We start from the raw sequence: 23,672 nt of genomic DNA, 5'->3' as shown, positions 1-23,672 counted from the left end.
TTAGAGCAAGTAGCGTGTTTGACAGTGAAGAGGTTGATCGGTGGCGAGATCCACGCGTGGAGCGTTTAGATCGGACATCAATTCAAACCACAGCTTGATTGCGTCAGATGCCGCTTCGGCCGTCATACGCGTTCAGTGCGGTGTCGAGGCACTCGATTAACGCTTGTCCGGCAAAGGGTTTGGCGAGGAAGCCAATCGCTCCGGCGCCCAGCGCTGACGCGCGCACGCGGTCGTTGGGGAAAGCGGTAATGAAAATGAATGGTGCATCGTAACCACGTGTCCGCATCTCTGCCAACAGCTCCAGGCCGCTCATAGCCGACATCTGCATATCGGTAATGACACAGGATGTCTCGTCCAATTGCGGAGACCTCAGGAGTTCCTCGGCGGACGCAAATATTTGGGCGATGTAGCCACGCGATTTCAAAAGATTCTCTGTCGCCGCACGGACTGAGGCGTCGTCGTCAACGACGGAAATCAAAGACGTGGACAAGACGAGCCCTCCTGAAGCGGGAATAGCGGCTGCAAGCATTAGCCGCCTTGCGCGAAAAGTGGGCTCGACTGATGAAATTGTAAAATCATACTTGGGTTTGCTCAGGACGATTAGTGCGAATTCCCAGCGTCTCAGTCATTCTGATCAGGTCGGCCAGCGAGCGTGCACGCATCTTTTTCATTACGTGTCCCCGGTAGATCTTGACCGTAATCTCGGCGAGCCCAAGCTCGGCGGCGACCTGCTTGTTCATCAGGCCGGCAGCGACCAGTTTCATCACCGCCTGCTCGCGCGGGCTTAAGGTCTCAAATAAAGACTGCAGATTCGCGACCGTCTGCTGAGCCTCCCGTCTTTTGCGATCGCGTTCGGTCGCCGCAACCACGGCATCAAGCAGTTCCTGATCGCGAAACGGTTTGCTGAGAAAATCGACCGCTCCCTCCTTCATGGCCCTGACAGTCATTGGAATGTCGCCATGACCGGTGATGAAAATGATCGGAATATGTATGTTCAACCTCGCTAGCTCAGTCTGGAAGTCAAGACCGCTCAAGCCTGGCAGCCGGACATCAAGAACTAGACAGCTAATAACGTCCGGAATTGTGCTCTGCAGCATTTCGCGGGCCGATCCGAATGCAATGACGTCTAACCCTACCGATTGAAAAAGGTTCGTAAGCGAGCGACGCATTGAGATGTCATCCTCGACGACGAAGACGGTCGCCTTCGTCGAGGCCTCGGCATTGCTGCCTTCAAGCGCGTCAAATCGTGCTGTCACGAGACGGCCTCCTTATGCTGCGGTAAGGCAAACTGGAAGGTCGCGCCCGGTCCACTTTTGTGGACCATTGACAGTCGTCCTCCATGAGCTTCCACGATCGACCGGCAGATCGAAAGACCCATTCCAAGGCCAGTCGATTTGGTGGTGAAGAAGGGATCCAAGACGCGGTCCGCGTCGTTCTCGGCGATGCCGACGCCGCAATCGGTCACGGCAAGGTGGACGTGCCCCGCATCGTCCTTCGATGATTGAATCAGCAGTTCGCGCGCCCTGTCTGTAACTGCGTCCATGGCTTCGATTCCGTTCATCACCAGATTGATGATGACCTGTTGTAGCTGAATCCGATCGCCGACGATCCTAGGCAGCCCTGCCGTCAACTCGGTTCGTAACGTCACTCGGTGGCTCACCAGCTCTCGTGTTACCAGCGCAATGACCTCCTTAACGACCTCATTGATATCGAGCGGCACCATCTCAATCTCGCCCTTCTTCGCGAGCGCGCGAATACGACGGATCACCTCGCTTGCCCGGATTGCGTCTTCGATGATCCACTCCACCGAAGAGCGTGCTGCGGAAAGATTAGGCGCTTCCCGCCCCATCCAACCGAGGCACGCATCGGCGTTGCTGATAATAGCGGCGAGTGGCTGGTTTATTTCGTGGGCGATGGAGGTTGTCAGCTCTCCTAAAGTCGTTACGCGCGTCACATGCGCGAGCTCCGACTGTGCCTTTCGTAGTTCTTGTTCGGCTTGATCGGCGCGAATGGTAGCGGTGATGTCAGTGCTGACGCCACGGTAGCCGAGAAAAGTGCCCTTTCCATCGAAAAAAGGCTTGCCACTCGTGCGGACGTAGATCGGAGAACCTGTCCGATTCACGGTGCGGTAGACGAGATCCCGAAACGGAAGATGGGCCTCCAACGTCGCCCGATGCTGCCGCCACTTCTCGGGTTCCTCTTCGACGTCGCACGCAATGTCCCAGCGAAGCAGGCCCATCAATCCTGTCGCCAAAATTCCCGCAGCGCTGGTGTGCTCGGATAAGCGAGTGACCTGATGATCCGGCCCGGTCTCCCAGAGCCAATCGGAAGCTGTTTCGGCGTAGTCGCGAAAGCGCTGTTCGCTTTCGCGCAGCGCGGCAAGTGTGTTTTCCAGGCGTTCCCTAGCTGCGTGTTGCTCGGTCACATCCATATGTGTTCCGATCAGCTCGCTGACGTTGCCATCGCTGCCAACCACCACGTGCGCAACGGAGTGTATGCGTCTTATCCCGCCATCTGGTAGAAGGATACGAAAATCATATTCGAACCGCCGCTCCTTGTGTTCAATCGCCTGGCGCTGCACCTCCTGTAGCCGCGGCAAGTCCTCCGGATGGATGCGCGATCGAATGGTCTCGATCGATACCGGCTCTTGTGGGCTAAAGCCAAACAGACGATCGACCTCGGCGGACCGATATATGAAATCTAGACCGTAGACGTCCCAGGACCAGCTGCCCGTGTGGCTGAGATGCTGGGCCTCGGCCAGATAGGCCTCGCTGCGGCGCAGCTGCTGTTCTGCTCGCCTCGCGGCCGTAATATCCGTAGCTGCCCCAACAAACTCGATGTCACCAGAGGCTGTTCTCGTCGCTCGTGCCTGCGCATGGATGTGCTTTACCGAGCCGTCCGGTAGCAGAAGCCGGTATTCGTGCTCGAAATCACTCAGCTCTCGCATCGCGCGATCGATAATTTCCTTAACCGAAGCCCTATCATCTGGATGAGTGCGCTCAACGACGAGCTGCGGCCCCGGCGGCACTGTCTCAGGATTTAATTGGAAAATCCGAAATGTTTCCTTTGACCAGAAGGCCTCGCCCGTAGTGGGGTTCCAGCTGAAGCTGCCTGTGTGACTCAACTCCTGCGCCTGGGCCAAATGTGCTTCGCTCCTCTGCAGGGCAAGTTCGGTCCGCCTTCGCTCCGTGATATCTTCGCAGGCGATAAGGACAATGGGCTGCTCATCGCCCCAGAGCATGGCTTTGGCTTTTTCACGTACCCACAACACCGAGCCGCCCTTCCTGACTTTCTGGACGTCCCACGTTCGCGTTTGTCCGACATCCTCAAGGCACGTCCGAACGCATTCGCGAACGAACGCGCGATCCTCCTCGAGAAATACGTCCAGCACGGATCGACCGATCAGTTCAGCACGAGCATAGCCGAGTTGTGTCGCGCCGAGCGTATTGACGTTGAGGACAGTGCCGGCTTCATCGACCATGAAGTACATGGCCGGATTGTGCTCGAAGATGGCGCGCCACCGTTTTTCGCGATCCTCCAAATCGGCCGCACTCCGCTGAAGCTTGGCCGCAACCACACGCGCAGCCTCTCTTTCCTGGCGGAGCTTTTCGATCAGGTGCGCTCCCACAATCGAGGCAATAAAGAATGCAACAACCACCGGCAGATCTTGGGGGTCATCGATTCGCAGGCTGAACGCCGGCGGCGCAAAGCAGTAAGCGAGAGCAGCGATGGCTACGATGCAAAGCGCAGACGACGCGATGAAGCTGCCCATCAACGAAAACAGCAATACCACTAACAAGTAGGCGAACGCCGTCGCGGCGAAATGCGCGTGAAGGTACAAGTAGGCCAATGTTACCACGGCAAGCGTTATGCTGCCGAAGGTAAACTGAAGGGCTGAACGTTCTAAACTGCTGATTTGGCTATGCATTCTGATACCGTCCGGCCTGTTCTCCGGCGGGAGAGCTATAACGTTTTAGGCAAAAATAGGGCAATACTCGGCACCAGCACTCGCTGGCGAGCGCTTCCGAGATCGATTGCTTCGTGCTAAGCAGAGCACGCGCGGAGAAAAAATGCATCACAGACCTACGTATAGTTGTCCTAAACCTTTCAATATGGCGAGCTGACACGGCTGCAATCGAAGCTCAGATGTCTGCCCCCGCTGCCTATTACTCCGCGCAGGCGCTCGAGGCTGCTGCCGAGGACAATTCCCTTACGCCAGCCGCACGAGGACAGCGGCTGCAGTTCAGTCAAGACTTTGAGCCGGAATAATCAGGCGCGCCTAGTCGAACCGGAAAGAACAGAGACAAGCTGCCCGACCACTCATCGCGCCGGTACGATCGGTCATGCGGAAGAAAGCGCAATGGCACTGTGCCGAGATACGAAGGCGAAGCTACGCGACTGCTTGTATCTCCTAAGGCCGTCACGCCTGGGTGCGGAGGACTTGTCTCCGAGTGGTTGGCCCGAAACGAGCTCGCGCAGCGACGCCGAACCGACACTAGCCGTTTAGGACGCCACGCCTCCGCCGAGGTGCCATCTAATCAGTGCTGATCACAGCATCACGATCCAATGCGGCAGCGCGGACCGTGACAAGGGATGACGAGTTGGGGCAGCAAGATCTCTACCAAGTCGTCGGTCGGACGAGGCAAGCGCAGAGCGCGCACATGGGCAATTGTAGGCGGAGCAGCACCTACGTCCGTCAGGCTGGACACGTTCTGTCGCAGTCCTGTTATGTTGCACGGCAGGCGTTCAGATGTCCGGGGGCTTGAAGGCGCAAGACGTGAAGGCGCAAGACGCGATTGAAAATGACGCTTGAAAGCTCCTACTGTTTTGCTCGGCTGGCATCTTTTCAGGGCGGCTGCCGGGGGCCGACGCGGGGCAAGGGGCTGCGCACCGGATATCGCGCGTGAAAGTTTGGGCTCGTCTCAAATCGGCTGTGTCGATTCGAATAACGAGAAATGTGGCTGCGCTTGTATTCGGTGCGTCTTCGAACGGCGGCTGTTAAGTTACGGGGCCTATCTCATCGTGTGTCGATAGTGGTGGAAGCAGTGGGCTCGTTGAGCCGCGCCTGCAGCGTCGCGTGCTCGAGCTCGTCTTCCCACCAGGATACGAACACGGCGGCGATGCCATTGCCGGTGATGTTTGTAAGGGCGCGCACCTCGCTCATGAACTTGTCGATCGAAAATACGATTGCCATGCCCGGTACCAGCGCTGGGTTGACCACCGACAACGTCGCAGCAAGCGTGATGAAGCCCGCGCCGGTGACGCCGCTTGCTCCCTTCGACGTTAGCATCGCCACGAGCAGGATCGTGAGCTGCTGGCCAAAGGTGAGGTCCACCCCGAGTGCCTGGGCAATGAACAATGTCGCAAGTGTCATGTATATATTGGTGCCGTCCAGGTTGAAAGAGTAGCCAGTTGGCACCACCAGGCCGACCACGGGCTTCGAGCAGCCCAGCCGTTCGAGCTTCTCCATTAATTGCGGCAGCGCGCTTTCAGAGGACGATGTGCCGAGCACGATCAGAATCTCGTCCTTGATATAGGCAATGAACTTGAAGATTGAAAAGCCAACGAGGCGCGCGATCAAACCGAGCACCACCACGACAAATAACGCCGCCGTCGCGTAAAACAGCGCGATCAGGCCGATCAAATTGCCGAGTGCTGCCGGCCCGAATTTGCCGATAGTGAAGGCCATGGCGCCGAAAGCGCCGATCGGGGCCGCTTTCATGATGATAGCGATCACGCCGAACACCGCGTGCGCGACGTCGTCAATCATGCCTCGCAGCCGCTCCCCACGGCTTCCTAACGCCATCAGCGAAAAGCCGAATAGGATCGCGAACAGGAGAACCTGCAGAACATCGCCACGAGCGAAGGCGCCGACCACGCTATCGGGAATGATGTTGAGAAAGAAATCGACGGTCTTCGAGGCTTCCGCCTGCTTGACGTAATTGGCGACCGCCGCAGCATCCGGCTTCACCGCAAGGCCATGACCGATTTGGACCAGATTGCCCATAAGAAGGCCCAACACCAAGGCAAAGCTGGAGACGATCTCGAAATAGACCAGCGCCTTGACGCCGACGCGCCCGACTTTCTTTGCATCCTGAATATGCGCAATACCAGATGTGACGGTGCAGAAAATGATCGGCGCGATCACCATCTTGATGAGCTTGATAAACCCGTCACCGAGCGCCTTGACCCAGTCGTTGGTCGCGACAGACGGCCATAGGCAACCGACCACAGCGCCAATTAAGATCGCGATCAGCACCTGCACGTAGAGAATCTTATACCAAGCTTGCGACGCGCGTGCGGGCGCCGCAGTTGCCATGGTGGTCATGACGCTTCCTTCCCGAATATACTCGAATGTGAGCCGCCGCGTCATTGAGAGACGACAGCGTCATACGAGCCTCATCGTTTTTAGCCGTGTCCGATTGAAGACGGTACCGAGAGCCGGTGCGTCGTTCCAAAGGCAGGCGTTTAGTTGCGTTATCCTTTCTCGTTAAGCAAGATATGCACCAGTTGCCCAAAGTGCGCCCGATTAAGAGTCTCGGACAAGCCGTCTGTCTCTGGGCGGCATCGGTTTGAGTGCTCGGCCCTCGTTCGCAAGGTCGAACAAAAAGTTGCAGCGAGACGCGTAACTTGATCGGCTGAGCGCATTAGCGGAGTCCTGTCTCGGGATGGAAGCCCGAGCGTTATCGATATGCGCCAACTGCTGAGATGGATGCAACAGTAGATGACATTGGTAAAATTGATAGTTTGGATTGTACTCATCCACGCGATGGAAGCCTGGTTTAGGAGCTCGATTGCGCGGCAATGATCTTGAATCGATGCACTGCCTTGTCACTAGCGGCAAAGCTCGTTCGTGCACGAGGCATTTGTCTCCAGGTCTGTGCTAACGATACGCATTACAGGTTGGTCGAGAGACGGCCTTCGCTGTTGTCCCCTCAGCGCCTTTTGCCGCGTCGCAGAAGCACCGTCACGATGATTACTCAGCTAGATCGTTCGCGTTGCTGCCAAAGGGCAGGATTCCTGCGATCCGTTCTATTACCGGCCCAGCGAGTGCGGCGTTTGAGCGACCGACAAACCAAATAGGCATCTCTGGCGGCGTCAAATTCTGCCGTTCCGTTGCGCGGCCGTCGCTGTCTGCTCGGCAACAGAGATGCCAGAAATCTGACATGGCGTTAGGTCCACGCCACAGCGACGTCGAAGTCTATGCGAATTTCCTCCATGTTGCGCATAGCGCGTCCCATAGTTCGCACGCGGCACAGGAATTGCTGATTTCAAACGAGGAGGTGCCGCCGTCAGATGGATGGAAGCGGCCCTGTCACAGGAGTTGCCGATGAGACTTGCGACGCTGCTCTTGCTCGTAGAAACGACGCGCGTGAATGTGACGGCCGCCATGGAGTGCGGCGCGACTAAAAGGCGATCCGCGCCACATACCTGGGCGAGCCGGACGTGCAGGCGATCACTGGGCGCGTAAGCCGACCTGCTTTCATTTTTGGGCTGACGCATATGGATGTCTTTTCGGCAGAGATTGCGCAATCCGTTGCGCTCACGATTGAGCTCGCCAGCGTAACAACCGTGATCCTCCTCGTGATTGGTGTGCCCCTCGCTTGGTGGCTAGCGCGCTCAAAGACTCTTTTGAGCGAGGCGGTGACGACGATGATCGCCCTGCCGCTAGTGCTACCGCCGACGGCTCTCGGCTTTTGCTTACTCGTGTTGCTCGGCCCAAACGGACCGGGTGGCGTTCTCGCCTCTTTGTGGGGCGAGCGCACGCTCGCTTTTACCTTCGCGGGAATCGTGATCGGATCGGTCCTCTCGGCGCTGCCGCTGGTGGTGCAGCCGATCCGTAACGCCTTTGTTGCGATAGGAGATCACCAGTTGGAAACTACGGGGCGCGTTTCGTCATTGTATGCCCTCATTACCATCAGGGGGCCGCTGGCGCGATTGGAATTTGTTAAAGCCGCCGTGGTTGGCTTTTCTCATACGATTGGCACATTTGGCGTCGTGATGATGATCGGCGGCAACATTCCTGGGCGCACCAAGGTTTTGTCAGCCTACGTCGTAGACTACGTCCAAGCATCGCCTGGCGCGAGGCAAGTGTGCTTGCCGGCGGTATGGTGATGTTCGCCTTTGCGGCAATCTTCACCTTAGCCCTCATCGACAGGCACTGTGCCAGGAGAGGCACCGAGCCGTCTTAGGTTAGCCGGCCGGACATATCCGATCACGACCGAGCAGCAGTATTGCAAGCCGAATCCATCAATCCTTGCGAGGCTACAATGAACAAGCTTGTTATGGCCGTAGCGGCTGCTGGAATCGGCTTCAATTCAGTGCACTCCGCGCCTCTGCCCGAAGCGGCGGCCCATGACGTCGGCGTTTCTCAGCAGCGCCTCGCCAAGCTCGACGAGTTCTTCGCTCGCGAAATCTCTAGTAAACGCGTGCCGGGTGCGGTGGTTGCAATCGCCAGGGACGGCAAGCTGATTCACTACAAGGCGTACGGGCAACTCGATCCTGCAAAAGGAAAGTCGATGCGGCTCGACGCGATGTTCGCACTTGCGTCTATGACCAAGCCGATGGTGGCCGTTGCGGGACTTATCCTCATGGAGCAAGGCCGCCTGCCTCTACGGGCCAGGCTTGCGGATTATTACCCGGAATTCGCAAACATGAAGGTGGGAGTGCCACAGCATGACGGCTCATTGGAATTTCAAACGCAGAGTTCTCCGATCTACATCCACGATCTCTATCGCCACACATCCGGGCTCACCTATGGCGTGCCCCCCGACAGCTCAGACCAAGTGGCGCGTCTCTATCCCGATTTCGCCGCTCCGCCACTAAGGGGCGATAAGCAGGCGTTCATCGAAGCAATTACTAAGCTGCCGCTAGCGCACCAACCGGGGACGCAATTCGAATACGGCTTCTCGACCGATGTGCTGGGAGCTGTCGTGGAACAGGTCAGCGAACAGCGATTGGGCGACTATCTGGCCAGAAATCTGTGGACGCCCATCGAAATGCAGGATGCCACTTTCCATTTGTCTGAATCGCAACGCGAACGCCTCGCTCATCCATTTCCAGCCGACCCGCTTACGGGAAAGCCACAAGACATCGAGCTCCTCGAAAGTTCGACGAAGTTTGACTGCGGGGGAGCCTGCGCATTTGCGACAGTCGGTGACTACGTGCGCTTTGGACAAATGCTGCTCAACGGCGGAGAGCTCGATGGGCAGCGCATTCTCGGTCCGAAGACGGTGCGCCACATGATTTCCGACCATCTCGGGGCAGAGATCAAAAATAAGGTGGCCAATGTGGAGGCGCACCGTGCCGGCTTCGGCTTCGGGCTCGGAGTAGCTGTACGCATAAACGAGGGTCTCTCGGCGGTTCCGGGCAATCCAGGTGAGTTCACTTGGACTGGCGCCTATGGGACACAATTTTTCTGCGACCCAAAGGAGCGTCTCGTCGTGGTGGTCGGAACGGCAGCGCCCGGAGAAATCCGGAAGTATTACCGCGAACAAGTCCAATATATCGTCTATGCTGCAATAATCCGATAATCCGCTTTCGGCCGAAAGGCTCGGCCAACCGTTTTTGGGGTGGTCGGCAGACAGTGCTGCTACTGCGCATCAATTCGATTGAAAGTCGGCGCCGTTACCTGCTATCCGCGTTGGCGCGGATGGCGCCAGTGCTTCAACAACGAGATCGGCTTGGCTATCGCGAAGAAGCTCTTGCAAGCGGGTTTGCCGTCGCGATGCGCCAAGACGATCGCGCATTGCTGTCGATCGGCTCGCGCGATGAACGCTCCTGTGATACCTCCGAACGTCCAGGCTCTCGCTTACGATCCTGCAGCGATGCCGTGCGGCGAGGCGCTTTGAATTAAAGGCAGACTGGATCGATCAGACCAAAAAAGCGAGGGCGGTGTCCGACTCACATTGCTGCTTCTCTTCGTCTATCGACAGACGCTTTGGTACGGGCTGCTTGCGCAGTTGCGACTATGAGCGGATTAACGCCCCTTTGGTCAACAATCGGCAAGTCTGATTAACACTGGGGGGCAGTTCGGTGCCCGTCAACTGCACCAATTCCATTGAACAATCGGCATAACACGTGAGTGTCGCGGTCATGCAAACGCGAGCAAGACGTAGTCGCCGTGCAGTGATGAAACATCGTGCTGCTCTGTTGAAGTGCTCACATGGACGTCCAAAACCGGACACGATTGGCATGACAGATCAATCGCGCAGCTTGTGGCTCGCTGGCTGCTTTCGACAGTCCGCAAATCCCGAAGCGGTGACATGGTATCTGTCAAGTGTTTCGCTTCGGTGGCTTGTTTCTTGCTGAACGTCAGTAATTCGTTGCGGCCGAAGACAACTCACATGGAACGCTTCATGAGTGGTGCAACGGAAACGTTCTACAGCGTGATCAGACGTCAGGGTATGACGCGTCGTAGTTTCCACAAATTCTGCAGTTTGACTGCCGCGAGCTTGGGGCTTGGTCCGCTCGCCGCAAGCAGTATTGCCAATGCCCTGGAGACCAAACCGCGTTTGCCCGTCATTTGGCTGCACGGGCTCGAGTGTACCTGCTGCTCGGAAAGCTTTATCCGCTCGGCCCATCCCTTGATCAAGGACGCGCTGCTGTCGATGATTTCGCTCGACTATGACGATACGATCATGGCGGCGGCGGGACACCAGGCCGAAGCCATCTTGGAGGAAACTCGTGCCAAGTACAAAGGCAGGTATGTGCTCGCCGTCGAAGGCAATCCACCGCTGAACGAGGGTGGCATGTTCTGCATTGACGGCGGCAAGCCGTTCGTTGAAAAGCTCAGGTCCATGGCGGAAGAGTCCATGGCCATCATCGCTTGGGGTACGTGTGCGTCTTGGGGATGCGTGCAAGCGGCCAAGCCCAATCCGACTGGCGCGGCGCCGATCGATAAGGTGATCACCAACAAGCCGATCATCAAGGTGCCTGGGTGCCCGCCTATCGCGGAGGTCATGAGTGGCCTCGTGACTTTCATCACCACGTTCGGAAAGCTTCCGGAGCTCGATCGCCAAGGGCGTCCAAGTATGTTCTATTCCGAGCGCATTCACGACAAGTGCTATCGGCGTTCCCATTTCGACGCTGGCCAATTCGTCGAAGAGTGGGACGATGAGTACGCACGCAAGGGCTATTGCCTGTACAAGATGGGCTGCAAGGGGCCAACCACCTACAATGCCTCTTCGGCCCTTCGGTGGAACGGCGGCGTTTCATTTCCGATTCAATCCGGCCACGGCGGCTTTGGCTGCTCCGAAGACGGCTTCTGGGATAAGGGGTCATTTTACGACCGACTCACAACCATCAAGCAGTTCGGGATCGAGGAGAACGCCGACCAGATCGGCATGGCCGCTGCCGGCGTAGTTGGGCTAACCGTCGCTGCACATGCGGCGATCACGGCCGTGAAGCGGATGACCCACAAGCCGGATCGCGCACCCCACAAAAGCAAACCGAGTTGAGGAGGGGGCGACGGTGGCCGTCCAGACACCGAATGGGTTCAATCTTGATCGTTCAGGCAGGCGAATCGTCATCGATCCGTTGACGCGGATCGAAGGCCACCTGCGTGTCGAAGCCAATCTCGATTCCGACAATGTGATCCGCAATGCGGTCTCGAGCGGGACGATGTGGCGTGGTATCGAAGTCATCCTGCGCGGGCGCGATCCTAGAGACGCCTGGGCGTTCACCGAGCGGATTTGCGGGGTCTGCACCGGCACCCATGCGCTCACCTCCGTGCGCGCGGTTGAAAATGCACTAGGAATTGCGATTCCGGAGAATGCCAATTCGATCCGCAACATCATGCAGCTGTGCCTGCTCGTGCATGATCACCTCGTACATTTCTATCACCTGCACGCACTGGATTGGGTCGACGTGGTCTCCGCGCTCAAGGCCGATCCGAAGTCGACCTCCGCGCTCGCGCAGTCTATCTCGCCCTGGCCGCTGTCGTCCCCTGGCTATTTTAAGGATTTGCAGATCCGGCTCACCAAATTCTTCGAATCAGGGCAACATGGTCCGTTCAAGAATGGCTATTGGGGGCATCCGGCCTACAAGCTGCCACCGGAAGCGAACCTGATGGCTGTAGCGCATTATCTGGAAGCGCTGGACTTCCAGAAGGAGATCGTCAAGATCCAAGCTATCTATGGTGGTAAGAACCCGCATCCGAACTGGCTGGTCGGCGGCGTGCCCTGTGCGATCAATATCGACGGAACTGGTGCGGTGGGTGCGATCAATATGGAGCGACTGAACATCGTCTCCTCGATCATCGACCGTTCGATCGAGTTTGTCGAACACGTCTATCTGCCCGACATTGTCGCGATCTGCTCGTTCTATAAGGACTGGCTCCATGGCGGCGGACTTTCGAGCAAGAACGTGATGTCGTATGGCGACATCCCCGAAAACGCAAATGACTGTTCCGCCAAAAGCTTTAAGCTGCCGCGCGGGGTCATTCTTGGGGGCAATCTGAACGAGATACTGCCGATCGACCATGGTGATCCCGAGCAGATCCAGGAATTCGTCGCGCATTCATGGTATAAATATCCAAGTGATTGCTGTGGACTGCATCCCTGGGACGGTATCACCGAGCCGCGTTTTGAACTTGGGCCAAAACTCAAAGGCAGCAAGACAGATATCAAGGAGCTCGACGAAGGCGGCAAGTATTCCTGGATCAAAGCGCCGCGCTGGCGCGGCCACGCGGTGGAAGTCGGGCCGTTGGCGCGATACATCATCGGTTATGCGCAAGGCAAAGCTGGGTTCAAGGAGCCGGCCGAGAGACTGCTCAAGGGGCTCAATCTTCCCCTGACTGCGCTGTTCTCGACGCTTGGCCGCACTGCGGCGCGGGCGCTCGAATGCCAGTGGGCGGCGCATCAGATGCGTTATTTCCAGGATAAGCTGGTAATGCACATCAAGGCAGGCAATACGGCAACTGCCGATGTCAGCAGGTGGAAGCCGGAAAGCTGGCACAAGGAGGCCAAGGGCTACGGGTTCAGTGAAGCCCCGCGCGGTGCGCTTGGGCACTGGATCAAGATCAAGGGCGCCAAGATCGACAATTATCAATGTGTCGTGCCAACGACGTGGAACGGATCTCCTCGCGATGCCAAGGGCAATATTGGCGCTTTTGAAGCCTCCTTGATCGGTACCCCGATGGTCGATCCACACCGGCCCCTGGAGATCTTGCGCACGATCCATTCCTTTGATCCGTGCTTGGCTTGCTCGACCCACGTGATGAGTCCCGACGGCCAAGAAATGGCTTCGGTCAATGTTCGTTAGCGACATGCTGGATAGAGCCCGAAAGCTCCTTGCCGCCGTCGATGCGGAACCCACTGAACGGAGCATCGGCGCTGCCTTCGCTTACGCGCCGGTGCGACTGTGGCATTGGGTTAATGCGGCGGCCATTCTGATGCTGAGTTTAACCGGCCATCTCATGGAGCCGGTACACCCGCGATGTCGGGAGAGGCAAGCGGCAATTTCCTGTTCGGCTATATCCGCTTTGCTCATTTCTCGGCGGGATATGTGCTCAGTATCGGCTTTCTTCTGCGGATCTATTGGGCGTTAATCGGAAACGCGCGTGCCATGCAGATCTTTTGGGTGCCGCTCTGGCGCAAGTGCTTTTGGCGCGAGGTGTACCACGAGATTCGCTGGTATGCGTTCCTTACAGTTGAGTCCGAAAGGAGCATCGGGCACAACCGTCTTGCTCAGCTCGCGATGTTCTTCATGTTTACGCAGACGATCACGTTCATGGTCATCACAGGCTTTGCACTTTATGGGCAAGGTGCCGGTACTGACAGCTGGCAGTACAAGCTGTTCGGCTGGGTCTTTTCAATTTGGCCGAACAGCCAGGACGTCCATACCTGGCATCATCTCGGCCTGTGGGTGATCGTGGCCTTTGCGCTGGTCCATATCTACGCGGTGGTCCGGGAAGACGCATGTCGCGCCGGAGCATCGCTTCTGTGATATCGGGTGAGCGCGGGTTTCGCGATTGACTGGGAAGCGGATGCTGAATCCGGAAGACAAGAAAAGGATCCTGGTGCTCGGCATCGGCAATATCCTGTGGGCGGATGAGGGATTCGGCGTAAGGGTGGTCGAGGAGTTTCACCGCCGCTACGCGATCGATGACAACGTAACCGTCCTCGATGGCGGCACACAGGGGCTCTACCTCGTCAGTTTTCTTGAGCAGGCCGATTGCCTGATCGTGTTCGATGCCATCGACTATGGATTGCTGCCGGGGCAGTTGAAGCTTGTGCGAGATGACGAAGTGCCAAAATTTACCGCCGCCAAGAAGGTGAGCCTGCATCAGACCGGCTTTCAGGAGGTCTTGAGTGCGGCTGACCTGCTTGGTCGGTGCCCGCGGGAGCTCGCTCTCATCGGCTGTCAGCCGCTGGACCTGGAGAATTGGGGCGGTCCGCTGACCGCCCCGGTACGCCTTCAGATTTCGCCTGCGATTGAACTGGCTTGCAAACTCCTGGCGCAGTGGGACTCGCCGGCAAAGCCGCGGACCTCGCCGCTGCCTGCATCAGAACGGCTGTTGGCGAACAATATCGACCATGCAAACTATGAGATCGGGGCGCAGCCGATCTAGCGGCCCGAGACTGACCATGTGCCTTGGCTTGCCAATGACGATTGTCGAGACCGACGGCATCACGGCGCTGTGCGAGTATGGCAATGAACAGCGGCGCGTCTCGGTCATGCTGCTCTCCGACGCCTTGGCCGGCGCCAAGGTGCTCGTTCATATCGACAGCGCGGTGCGGCTTTTGGACGAAAATGAAGCAAGGCTGATCTCGGAGGCACTTGAGGGGCTTGAGGCCAGCCTCAACGGCCAGGACTGCGATCGCTTCTTTGCGGACTTGATCGCTCATGAGCCGCAATTGCCGGAGCACCTGCGCTAGCAGTTCCGCTCGCCAATTGCGCCGACCAGGCTTGCTCACAAGCGTATCCCAGTCGCAAGTACCTTTGCATCGAAAATGTCAGGCGCCTCGACCCGCTTGTTCGAGCGCGAGACGCGGACAGAAAGTGATTGGCATACCCCTTGCTATGACCCTGCTAGAGAACCGAACATTGTCAGGGAAGGCGTGTGATGAAGTTGCAGCCGACGCAGCATGGTCTGGCGCGACCCGCTCCATTCGACGTGGAGGGCGTCAGCGTCGATGCGCGCCTGGTCGCGAACGCTCCCGTGATGGCGGCCGTGATGCCGCTGCCGGTGGCCAATCCCCTATATTTGCTCCGGATCATCCACGTCGCATTCTTACTTCCTGAGATGGTCAATACGTTTCGGCGGCGCAGGCAAGGTGCAGTGCCTGCGCGCGGCGTAGGTCGCGAACTGGTTGAGTGGCTCGGCCTACGAGGCTCGTCGACGCCGATCCTCTGCAAACGGCAGGATACACTCCGCCTGATTGGCAGGAGCCCGGTCCGTTTCATCGCGATCGATCGCATTTCGGTACCGATGGTTCGGCCACACGCCGGCAGCGCTTGTGTCGGCAAGTGCATTGCCTCTCGATACAGCCAACGGAACATCGCATTATGAGAACAGCGATCCGCGTTGCGTCCGACGGCGCCGCGAATGACCTTGCCACGGGCTCTGGAAGTCTCGATGTATTCTATAGCGGCGTGACGAGTGCGCGTGCGCTCGCCAAGCACGCCTGGCGCGACGGCAACGAGCTTGAAAGGACCTATCCGAATGCCGCCGCGCTATTATCGAATGCCGCCGCTGCCGTCGGCAGCCAGAGAAGCGGCGCTCGGACGCAACTGTACGGACTTGCGAATCTGAGCGATCCCGAGCGCAAGCTGATAGCCGAAGTGCTCGGAGCAGGTGAGGTCGCCGGCGTGGTTGCGCTGCCAGATGGCTCTTTGGCGCAAATCCGTGAGTCCGTGCTTGCAGGAATCTGGCGCGTGCGCATCGGAAGCGAGCCAGCGCGCGAATATCTTGAGGTCGGAGCGATCCCGCAGATTGTCCGGCGCGCTGCAACTGACCTGACGTCCGCCGAGCTTGCGATCGGCCCGGCGCCAGACGGCGCGATGAACGTGCAACCGGTGCTCGCCGAAGTACGCGAGCGGGCCCGCGTCTGGCGCTTTGGCATGCGCGCGCATGTTATCAATCTCACCTTGCTGCCGATGAGCGTTATCGACCTGGCATTCCTGCAGCAAAGTCTGGGCAATGGTCCGGTCCAACTCTTCTTCCGCGGCTACAGCACGTGCCGTGTGCAGGCGACCGGGATCAGGAACGTCTGGTCGGTGCAGTTCTTCAATTCTACGGACAATATCATCCTTGATACGCTGGAGATCGGCGGCGTTCCGATTGTTGCGTTGGCTGCTGACGAGGATTTCCAGGATTCTGCCGAGCGCATGCAGGAAATTATTGAGGCGTACTTCACATGAAGAGCTTGGAGAACGTTCGCCGTCCGGTGGGATCCCGTAGACGGCGCGGGCGCAGCGATCGCCGGCATACGTGGCGCAGGACGTTGGTGGAGCGGTGCGCATGAGCCTCGCTGCCGGCAACAAAATCGATGTCACCGTATCGCTAGCTGCCGACGTAGTCGCCGCGATCGAGATCCTGCCGCGAGTCCGGCCGCCGCTGGCACGGCTGTTTGCTGGCAAACAAGCCTCGTCGCTGCTCACGCTGCTGCCGCGGCTCTTCGCATTGTGTGCCGCTGCACAGCAAATTGCACTGCTGTCCGCGGTCGAGACGGCGCGCGACGAAGTCATCACCCGCACAACAAAACAGCGTCGTATTGCGCTTATCGCTATTGAGCGCATTGCGGATTTGCTACGCGGTCTGTTTGTCGGACATCTTGCCCAAGACGTCGCGGGTGCGGCGGCAATCCGCTCCTTGATGCGGGGAATGTCAGCGCTTCTTGGCAGCGCACATTCACCCTGGGGCTCTGCCCAATGCGAAGCAACAGCGCGGATCGTAGGTGCGCTGAACGCGCTCGGCATGTCGGATGAGGGGCGCGCGGTGAGGTCCGGTAGCCCATTGGCGCTTCGCATTGCAGCGCTTGATGAGATCGGCCTGAAGCCAATTCCAGCGGACCACTCGTTCCTGTCCGTTGCTGACGACCTCAATATCGTTAAACGGCTGCTCGTGGATGGCCCGACATTTTGCTATCGTCCGGATCTTGACGGACATGTGCCCGAGACGGGTCCATGGGCGCGCCAAATGACGCGTGATCGGCTCCCGCCGAGCCCCTCCGGTGCGGCCGAGCGGTTGAGGGCCAGAATTGCTGAAACCCTGCGGCTATGTGCGTGGCTCAAGGCCGGTGCTCAGATTGACTCGGCGGAGCATGGGATTATCGAAAGATATAAGTTAGGGTCCGGCCGTGCGGCGGCCGCGGTCGAGTGCGCCAGGGGGCGTCTCTACCACGCGGTTGAGCTTGATCCTCAGGGCCGGATATCCCGCTTCGAATTCCTTGCGCCGACGGAGTGGAATTTCCACCCGTGCGGACCGCTTGTCCGCAGCCTGCAGGGCGCGGTGCTGACGGGTAGACCACGTCGGGATGCAGTCGATGCGGTGATTGCATCGCTCGATCCGTGCGTCGGGTTCACTCTCAGTTTTCGCGAAGTTGGCCATGCATGAAATGGCGATTTGTCTTGGCGTCATTCAAATTGTCGAGGAGGAAGTACGTCACGGATCGTTTTCGCGGGTGCGGAGCGTCTGCCTAGAGATGGGTGCGCTGAGTCATGCCGCGCCTGAAGCGATCAGGTTCTGCTTTTCTGCGGTTGCAGCGCGGACCGTTGCCGAAGGTGCAGTCCTTAACATCGTCGAACTGCCAGGCGTTGCCTGGTGCATGAGCTGTTCGAAGAACGTCGAGATTGCGCAACGCGGTGAGTGCTGTCCTTGCTGCGGCAGCTATCAGTTGCAGGTAACCGCGGGCGAACAGATGCGCGTGAAAGAACTGGAGATCGATTGATGTGTACCGTTTGCGGCTGCAACGAAGGGTCGCCGTCGACCAAACGCGCTAAGGCGCATGATGTTCAGAGCTATGAGCGATACGATGCCCATGTGCAGGACGATTGCGATCACCATTATGCCCGTCCGCATGGCGAGCAAGGCCTTCAGCGTTTAAACCATGCTGGCGATAGTCATAGTCGTCACCGCTGCTCTGCCCATCACCAGGCTCATGGCGGGCAGGCGCTTCTGAGCGGCGCCGAGCCGGCTGGCTTGAAGGTCGCCGGCATGAGCAGGGAACGGGTCATTCAGATCGAGCGCGATATTCTTGCCAAGAATAATGGGATTGCGGGGGACAACCGCGCGCTCTTCGTCGCCGATGACCTGCTTGTATTTAATGTTTTGTCTAGTCCTGGTGCAGGTAAAACGACGCTGCTCGTCCGCGCCGTGTCTGAGCTCAAGCGCAGCCGGCCAGTCGGGGTCATCGAGGGCGACCAGCAGACCTCGAACGATGCCGAACGCATTCGGGCCGCCGGCGTGCCAGCCATCCAAGTCAACACCGGCAAGGGGTGCCATCTCGACGCGGCGATGATTGGCGAGGCTTATCGCCGCTTGCCGCTGCTCACGGGTGGTATTCTCTTCATCGAGAACGTCGGTAATCTGATCTGTCCGGCAGCCTTTGATCTTGGCGAGGCCTGCAAGATCGTAGTGCTGTCGATTACCGAAGGTGAAGACAAGCCGCTCAAATATCCTGATACGTTTGCCGCTTCTTCGCTCATGGTGATCAACAAGATTGATCTGGCACCGCTGCTTGAGTTCGATTTCGGCAAGACGATCGAATACGCCAGACGAGTCAATCCAAAGATCGAGGTGCTTGTCGTTTCGGCTCGCACAGGCGAGGGTTTTGCCGCGCTCTACGCCTGGATCGATAGACAGGCGGGGCATCAGAGGCGCTCCGTAGAGGACACAAGGCGATGAGCGCCGCAACCACCTGCGGCAGAACGCGGCTGCGCGTGCGCGTGAGTGGAACCGTGCAAGGGGTCGGCTTTCGTCCTTACGTTTATGGACTCGCCAAGCGCCACGGATTGGCGGGCTTTGTCATCAACGACCCCGAGGGAGTTACGATCGAGGTCGAGGGCCACCGTGCGTCGGAGTTTGTAGCAACGTTGCCGCTCGAGGCGCCTCCATTGGCACGCATCGACCACATCTGCGTTCGGGAGACTGCGGCGCTGGCGGCGAAAGACTTTTCGATCGGCACGAGCGAAGGCGGCAAGTTGTCAACGCAGATTGCCGGTGATGCTGCTGTCTGCCAGCAATGCCTCAATGAGCTGTTCGATCCAGAAAACCGTCACTACCTTTACCCCTTCATCAGTTGCTGCCATTGCGGCCCTCGCTACACCATTGCCGAACGGCTTCCGTACGACCGCCGCAACACCGTGATGAGGGCTTTTAGGCTGTGCGCCGCTTGCGCGGCCGAATATGCCGATCCGGCGAGCCGCAGGTTTCATGCGGAGGCGATCGCGTGTCCGACATGTGGGCCTCGGCTCAGCCATGCGATCAGCGCCATTGTCGCTGCAATCGCGGGAGGGCAAATCGTGGCGATAAAGGGGCTGGGCGGATACCAGCTTCTTTGCGATGCGCGTAACCAGGATGCCGTGCAGCGTTTGCGCAGGAGAAAGCAGCGCCTTCAGAAGCCGTTCGCGGTCATGGTCGATTCCGTAGACCGCGTCAGCGACATCGCGAAGGCGAACGCACCCGAGCTTGCGCTGCTCCAATCCGTAGCACGTCCCATCGTCCTTCTGCCTTCGCGCAACAATCTGGCACCCGCCATAGCTCCTGGCTTATCGCGTGTGGGTGTTATGCTGCCCGTAGCGCCGCTGCATCACCTCATCCTTTATGCGCTTCGCTCGGCAAGAGCATGTGCGGGGACCGGCCCGGTCATCGTCGCCACCAGTGCCAATCTTTGCGGCGAACCGCTCCTGATCGACAACGCGCAGGCGCTGCGGCGGCTCAACGGGATCTCCGACCTTGTCGTGACCCATGATCGCGATATACTGACGCGTGCTGATGACTCGGTTGTGTCGGTGGTGGCTGGCCAGCCGCAATTCATTCGTCGAGCCCGTGGCTATGTTCCCGAACCGATCAGGCTTGCGAAGTCTGTGCCGCCCGTGCTCGCCGTCGGCGGCGCACTGAAATCGACCATCACAATCACGCGGGACAACCAAGCGTTTGTCTCTCAGCATATCGGCGATCTGGATACGCCCGAAGGCATCTGTGCGTTCGAGGAGACGATCCGACATCTCACATCGAGCCTTGATGTGGAGCCTGTCGCCATCGCCCATGATCTGCATCCCGATATGGCTTCTACCCGGTTTGCGGAAGCAAATGGCCGCGAGCTGGTCGCTGTCCAGCATCACCACGCACACGCTGCCGCAGTGATCGCCGAGTATGGCCATGCGGGACCTGCGCTTGCCCTCGTGCTCGATGGCCATGGCCTTGGCTCAGAGGGCGGTAACTGGGGTGGCGAGCTATTGTTGTGCGAAGGGACTAGGTGCCGACGCATCGGGCACTTGGCGCCCCTGCAAATGCCTGGTGGAGATCGTGCAGCCCGCGAGCCGTGGCGCATGGGCAGCGCAGTATTACACTTGGTCGGCCGGGGTAACGAAATCGGGCTGCGCTTTACGGCGCAACGACAGGCCGGATCTGTGTCGGCCTTGCTCGATCAGCCGGGCGGGGCCACCACGACCAGTGCGGGCCGGTTGTTCGACGCGGCAGCGGCGCTGCTGGGGATTGCGAGTTTGCAGACCTATGAGGGCGAAGCGGCGATGAAGCTCGAGGCACTGGTGCGGCGGACCGCGATTCTCGAAGGCGGCTGGACGATCGATGGCGGCGTGCTGTCACTTCGTCCGCTGTTTGCGCGGCTGATTGGAGATGACATTGACGCGGTGGGCGGCGCCGGGCTGTTTCATGGCACCTTCGCCGCTGCCTGCGTTGACTGGGTCACGCGGTCTGCCCAGACGACGGGCGTTAATACCGTCGTTCTGAGCGGCGGCTGCTTCCTGAACGCGGCGCTAGCGGATGAAATCCCGCGCGGTTGCATCGCTGCCGGCGTTACCCCGCTCATGCCACGGCGGGTGCCGCCCAATGATGGCGGTTTGAGCCTTGGCCAGGCTTGGATTGCCGCTCTGCAGATAACTCAACAGTCGTCCGCCAAGGGGGGAACAGCCTGATATGTGCCTTTCGGTTCCGGCAAAGATTGCGAAAATTCTTCCCAACGACATGGCCATAGTGTCCATCGATGGCATCAGCCTGGAGATATCGATTGCTCTCCTCGACGAGCTCAAGGTCGGCGATTGCGTCCTTGTCCATGTCGGCTATGCGCTTGCTAAGATCGATCCGACGGAAGCCAAGCGCACGCTGGAGCTGCTGCAGGAGCTAGGCAGCGCAGGGGAACGCTGATCATGAAATATGCCGACGAATTTCGCGACAAGGCCATCGCGCAGGGCATTGCGCGTGCGATTGGCCTCGAGGTCAATTCGCAAAGAGACTATCGTTTCATGGAATTCTGCGGCGGACACACTCATGCGATCTCCCGCTATGCCCTGGAGGATCTGCTGCCCGCGAACGTCCGCATGATCCACGGGCCCGGTTGTCCCGTCTGCGTTCTGCCCGCCAGTCGAATCGATATGGCGATCCGGCTTGTCGACCGACCTGAGGTCACTCTGTGCGTTTACGGCGACCTGATGCGCGCGCCTGGGTCGCACGGACAGTCGCTGTTGCGAGCTAAAGCGCTCGGCGGCGACATTCGGATGGTCTACTCGACGCTCGACGCTATCCGGCTCGCCGAACAGGCGCCGAGCCGCGAGGTGGTCTTCTTTGCCATCGGATTTGAGACCACGACGCCCCCGACGGCCGTGATGATCCGAATTGCCGAGAAGAAGCGGCTGAAGGGCCTCAGCGTGTTCTGCAACCACGTGCTTACACCCTCTGCGATGCACAGCATTCTCGAGAACCCCAAAATCCGCGACATCGGCGGGGTTCCAATTGACGGCTTCATCGGGCCTGCACATGTCAGCACCATTATTGGTACGCAGCCTTACGAGCCTCTGGCAGAACAATTTGGCAAGCCGATCGTGATCGCGGGATTTGAACCGCTCGATGTGATGCAGGCGATCCTGATGCTGGTGCGGCAGGTGAACGAAGATCGCTACGAGGTGGAGAACCAATACAGTCGGGCGGTGACGCGTGAAGGCAATCGGCGCGCCAAGGAGGAGGTATCGCAGATATTCGAACTGCGCGAGCAGTTTGAATGGCGCGGTCTCGGAGTCGTACCCAACAGCGGACTGAAGCTAAAACGGTCTTACGCGCAGTTCGACGCTGAGACGCGTTTTGCGATCCACGATCTGCGTGTCGCAGACAATCCGGCGTGCGAGTGCTGCGCGATCCTGCGTGGCGCCAAGCGGCCGGTCGACTGCAAGCTGTTTGGAACCGTCTGCACGCCGGAAACTCCCATAGGGTCCTGCATGGTATCATCGGAAGGCGCTTGTGCGGCGTATTGGACCTATGGCCGAGTTCGCGATGAACCGTTGAGGCGGCTGTCATGAGCGCAAAGGGCTATCAACGCAAGCTCGACATCGAGAACGGACGCGTTGATCTTTCCCACGGATCGGGGGGCCGTGCCATGGCGCAGCTGATCTCCGGCCTTTTTCACCAAGCCTTTGGTAATGAATGGCTCGCCCGCTGCAACGATCAGTCCGCGTTTGACGTTGCCGCAGGCAGGATGGTGATGACGACCGACGGCTATGTGGTCTCGCCGCTGTTCTTTCCCGGCGGTAATATCGGGTCATTGGCTGTGCACGGCACGATCAATGACGTCGCGATGTCCGGCGCGCATCCCCTCTATCTGTCCGCGAGTTTTATCATCGAGGAGGGCTTCCCGTTTTCTGATCTGAAGGCGATCGCGGATTCCATGGGTGCCGCAGCACGCAGGGCCGGCGTTCACATCATTGCCGGAGACACCAAGGTCGTCGAGCGCGGCAAGGCGGATGGTCTGTTCATCTCTACGACCGGGATCGGGATTGTGGCCGATGGGCTCGATCTCTCCGCCGACAAGGCAAGGGTCGGGGATCGTGTGCTTGTGTCCGGTAGCCTCGGTGATCATGGGGTGGCGATCATGTCAAAACGTCAGAACCTCGCTTTTCAGACCGAGGTCGTCTCGGATTCCGCCGCGTTGCATAACCTCGTAGCTTGCATGGTTGCCGCCGGCGGTAGCGGCATCCGCGTGATACGCGACCCCACGCGCGGTGGGGTTGCCGCGACCCTCAACGAGATTGCGCATCAATCCGGGCTCGGGTTCCGTCTGCAGGAAGCATCCATTCCGGTGAAGCCGGCGGTCGCGGCTATCTGCGAACTCCTTGGACTCGATCCGATCCATGTCGCCAACGAAGGCAAGCTCGTTGCGATCGTCGCGCCTGATTTGGCCGATGCGGTGCTTGCAGCCATGAAGGCGCACCCGCTCGGGGCCGAGGCAGCTGATATCGGCGAAGCGGTGGCTGACGAACGGAAGTTTGTGCAGATGGCGACCGGTTTCGGCGGTCGACGAATCGTCGATTGGTTGTGGGGCGAACAATTGCCTCGCATCTGTTGAACGCGCTGCGCATCGTCCAGCTTTCGGAAACCAAGTTTATGATCAATGGTCATGAGCCATTACCCATCACCCAGTAGGCTGACGGAAATATCCCTTCTACGGCAATCTGCCCAACCGGCAGACTGCGACTTCGCTCTTTAGGCGTGCTGAGTT

Annotated in this window: 18 protein-coding genes and 2 pseudogenes; 16 read left to right on the top strand and 4 right to left on the bottom strand. The window is 58.8% G+C overall.

What is annotated here, in order from left to right; all coding sequences use genetic code 11:
• Positions 1-103 precede the first annotated feature (103 nt).
• The 4 genes from EAV90_RS14885 to dctA form a co-directional block, all read right to left on the bottom strand.
• Positions 104-529, bottom strand: coding sequence for a response regulator transcription factor (locus EAV90_RS14885; RefSeq protein ID WP_129143786.1), 426 nt, complete (start codon positions 527-529; stop codon positions 104-106).
• Between the two features lie 46 nt (positions 530-575).
• Positions 576-1,256: a response regulator transcription factor gene (locus EAV90_RS14880; protein ID WP_122405530.1), complete on the bottom strand. Its 681-nt coding sequence runs from the start codon at positions 1,254-1,256 to the stop codon at positions 576-578.
• Complete coding sequence (locus EAV90_RS14875; protein WP_129143785.1) at positions 1,253-3,928, bottom strand: PAS domain S-box protein; 2,676 nt, start codon at positions 3,926-3,928, stop codon at positions 1,253-1,255. Before EAV90_RS14875 ends, EAV90_RS14880 begins: the two co-directional genes overlap by 4 nt.
• A 1,089-nt stretch (positions 3,929-5,017) precedes the next feature.
• On the bottom strand, positions 5,018-6,328 hold the full coding sequence (dctA, locus tag EAV90_RS14870; RefSeq protein ID WP_129143784.1) for a C4-dicarboxylate transporter DctA: 1,311 nt from the start codon (positions 6,326-6,328) through the stop codon (positions 5,018-5,020).
• A 1,175-nt stretch (positions 6,329-7,503) separates the two neighbouring features.
• Here dctA and EAV90_RS14865 point away from each other — a divergent pair.
• The 16 genes and pseudogenes from EAV90_RS14865 (at position 7,504) to hypE (ending at position 23,519) form a co-directional block, all read left to right on the top strand.
• Positions 7,504-8,192, top strand: a pseudogene (locus EAV90_RS14865) (molybdate ABC transporter permease subunit).
• A gap of 78 nt (positions 8,193-8,270) precedes the next feature.
• Complete coding sequence (locus tag EAV90_RS14860) at positions 8,271-9,533, top strand: serine hydrolase domain-containing protein (RefSeq protein WP_129143783.1); 1,263 nt, start codon at positions 8,271-8,273, stop codon at positions 9,531-9,533.
• Positions 9,534-10,358: 825 nt separating this feature from the next.
• Positions 10,359-11,459: a hydrogenase small subunit gene (locus tag EAV90_RS14855; RefSeq protein ID WP_129143806.1), complete on the top strand. Its 1,101-nt coding sequence runs from the start codon at positions 10,359-10,361 to the stop codon at positions 11,457-11,459.
• A 13-nt stretch (positions 11,460-11,472) separates the two neighbouring features.
• Positions 11,473-13,263, top strand: coding sequence for a nickel-dependent hydrogenase large subunit (locus EAV90_RS14850; protein WP_129143782.1), 1,791 nt, complete (start codon positions 11,473-11,475; stop codon positions 13,261-13,263).
• A gap of 4 nt (positions 13,264-13,267) precedes the next feature.
• Positions 13,268-13,976 (top strand): annotated as a pseudogene (gene cybH / locus EAV90_RS14845) (Ni/Fe-hydrogenase, b-type cytochrome subunit).
• Between the two features lie 11 nt (positions 13,977-13,987).
• The gene (locus EAV90_RS14840; RefSeq protein ID WP_129143781.1) at positions 13,988-14,572 is read left to right on the top strand and encodes a HyaD/HybD family hydrogenase maturation endopeptidase; all 585 of its coding nucleotides are present in this window, start codon (positions 13,988-13,990) and stop codon (positions 14,570-14,572) included.
• Positions 14,573-14,588: 16 nt separating this feature from the next.
• Positions 14,589-14,879 (top strand): HypC/HybG/HupF family hydrogenase formation chaperone, encoded by a 291-nt coding sequence (locus tag EAV90_RS14835; protein WP_129143780.1) that lies wholly within the window; start codon positions 14,589-14,591, stop codon positions 14,877-14,879.
• Between the two features lie 188 nt (positions 14,880-15,067).
• Complete coding sequence (locus EAV90_RS14830) at positions 15,068-15,514, top strand: hypothetical protein (RefSeq protein WP_164936943.1); 447 nt, start codon at positions 15,068-15,070, stop codon at positions 15,512-15,514.
• Positions 15,511-16,365: a hydrogenase expression/formation protein gene (locus EAV90_RS14825; protein ID WP_129143778.1), complete on the top strand. Its 855-nt coding sequence runs from the start codon at positions 15,511-15,513 to the stop codon at positions 16,363-16,365. Before EAV90_RS14830 ends, EAV90_RS14825 begins: the two co-directional genes overlap by 4 nt.
• 100 nt (positions 16,366-16,465) lie before the next feature.
• Positions 16,466-17,560, top strand: coding sequence for a hypothetical protein (locus EAV90_RS14820; protein ID WP_129143777.1), 1,095 nt, complete (start codon positions 16,466-16,468; stop codon positions 17,558-17,560).
• A complete protein-coding gene (gene hypA, locus EAV90_RS14815) occupies positions 17,553-17,894 on the top strand; it encodes a hydrogenase maturation nickel metallochaperone HypA (RefSeq protein ID WP_122405520.1) in 342 nt (113 codons plus the stop codon). The genes EAV90_RS14820 and hypA overlap by 8 nt, the downstream gene beginning before the upstream one ends.
• Positions 17,894-18,850, top strand: a complete 957-nt coding sequence (hypB, locus tag EAV90_RS14810) for a hydrogenase nickel incorporation protein HypB (protein ID WP_164936942.1) — start codon at positions 17,894-17,896, stop codon at positions 18,848-18,850. Before hypA ends, hypB begins: the two co-directional genes overlap by 1 nt.
• Positions 18,847-21,102, top strand: a complete 2,256-nt coding sequence (gene hypF / locus EAV90_RS14805; RefSeq protein ID WP_129143776.1) for a carbamoyltransferase HypF — start codon at positions 18,847-18,849, stop codon at positions 21,100-21,102. The genes hypB and hypF overlap by 4 nt, the downstream gene beginning before the upstream one ends.
• A 1-nt stretch (position 21,103) precedes the next feature.
• Positions 21,104-21,331 carry a HypC/HybG/HupF family hydrogenase formation chaperone gene (locus tag EAV90_RS14800; RefSeq protein WP_129143775.1) on the top strand — a complete coding sequence of 76 codons (228 nt, stop codon included), beginning with the start codon at positions 21,104-21,106 and terminating at the stop codon, positions 21,329-21,331.
• Between the two features lie 2 nt (positions 21,332-21,333).
• On the top strand, positions 21,334-22,476 hold the full coding sequence (gene hypD / locus EAV90_RS14795) for a hydrogenase formation protein HypD (protein WP_129143774.1): 1,143 nt from the start codon (positions 21,334-21,336) through the stop codon (positions 22,474-22,476).
• Positions 22,473-23,519 (top strand): hydrogenase expression/formation protein HypE, encoded by a 1,047-nt coding sequence (gene hypE, locus EAV90_RS14790; protein WP_129143773.1) that lies wholly within the window; start codon positions 22,473-22,475, stop codon positions 23,517-23,519. The genes hypD and hypE overlap by 4 nt, the downstream gene beginning before the upstream one ends.
• The last annotated feature ends 153 nt before the right edge of the window (positions 23,520-23,672 follow it).

Source organism: Bradyrhizobium vignae, from assembly GCF_004114425.1.
In the GTDB taxonomy this organism is placed as follows: Bacteria; Pseudomonadota; Alphaproteobacteria; order Rhizobiales; family Xanthobacteraceae; genus Bradyrhizobium; species Bradyrhizobium vignae.
Note: the sequence above shows the minus strand (reverse complement) of the source record. Positions and strands in the feature narration are given on the sequence as shown.

What these genes read in the sequence shown, in the direction of transcription:
- EAV90_RS14885 (WP_129143786.1), bottom strand. Translation starts at nt 529, where the DNA reads ATGCTTGCAGCCGCTATTCCCGCTTCAGGAGGGCTCGTCTTGTCCACG.
- EAV90_RS14875 (WP_129143785.1), bottom strand. Translation starts at nt 3,928, where the DNA reads ATGCATAGCCAAATCAGCAGTTTAGAACGTTCAGCCCTTCAGTTTACC.
- dctA (WP_129143784.1), bottom strand. Translation starts at nt 6,328, where the DNA reads ATGACCACCATGGCAACTGCGGCGCCCGCACGCGCGTCGCAAGCTTGG.
- EAV90_RS14860 (WP_129143783.1), top strand. Translation starts at nt 8,271, where the DNA reads ATGAACAAGCTTGTTATGGCCGTAGCGGCTGCTGGAATCGGCTTCAAT.
- EAV90_RS14855 (WP_129143806.1), top strand. Translation starts at nt 10,359, where the DNA reads ATGAGTGGTGCAACGGAAACGTTCTACAGCGTGATCAGACGTCAGGGT.
- EAV90_RS14840 (WP_129143781.1), top strand. Translation starts at nt 13,988, where the DNA reads ATGCTGAATCCGGAAGACAAGAAAAGGATCCTGGTGCTCGGCATCGGC.
- EAV90_RS14835 (WP_129143780.1), top strand. Translation starts at nt 14,589, where the DNA reads ATGTGCCTTGGCTTGCCAATGACGATTGTCGAGACCGACGGCATCACG.
- EAV90_RS14830 (WP_164936943.1), top strand. Translation starts at nt 15,068, where the DNA reads ATGAAGTTGCAGCCGACGCAGCATGGTCTGGCGCGACCCGCTCCATTC.
- EAV90_RS14825 (WP_129143778.1), top strand. Translation starts at nt 15,511, where the DNA reads ATGAGAACAGCGATCCGCGTTGCGTCCGACGGCGCCGCGAATGACCTT.
- EAV90_RS14820 (WP_129143777.1), top strand. Translation starts at nt 16,466, where the DNA reads ATGAGCCTCGCTGCCGGCAACAAAATCGATGTCACCGTATCGCTAGCT.
- hypA (WP_122405520.1), top strand. Translation starts at nt 17,553, where the DNA reads ATGCATGAAATGGCGATTTGTCTTGGCGTCATTCAAATTGTCGAGGAG.
- hypB (WP_164936942.1), top strand. Translation starts at nt 17,894, where the DNA reads ATGTGTACCGTTTGCGGCTGCAACGAAGGGTCGCCGTCGACCAAACGC.
- hypF (WP_129143776.1), top strand. Translation starts at nt 18,847, where the DNA reads ATGAGCGCCGCAACCACCTGCGGCAGAACGCGGCTGCGCGTGCGCGTG.
- EAV90_RS14800 (WP_129143775.1), top strand. Translation starts at nt 21,104, where the DNA reads ATGTGCCTTTCGGTTCCGGCAAAGATTGCGAAAATTCTTCCCAACGAC.
- hypD (WP_129143774.1), top strand. Translation starts at nt 21,334, where the DNA reads ATGAAATATGCCGACGAATTTCGCGACAAGGCCATCGCGCAGGGCATT.
- hypE (WP_129143773.1), top strand. Translation starts at nt 22,473, where the DNA reads ATGAGCGCAAAGGGCTATCAACGCAAGCTCGACATCGAGAACGGACGC.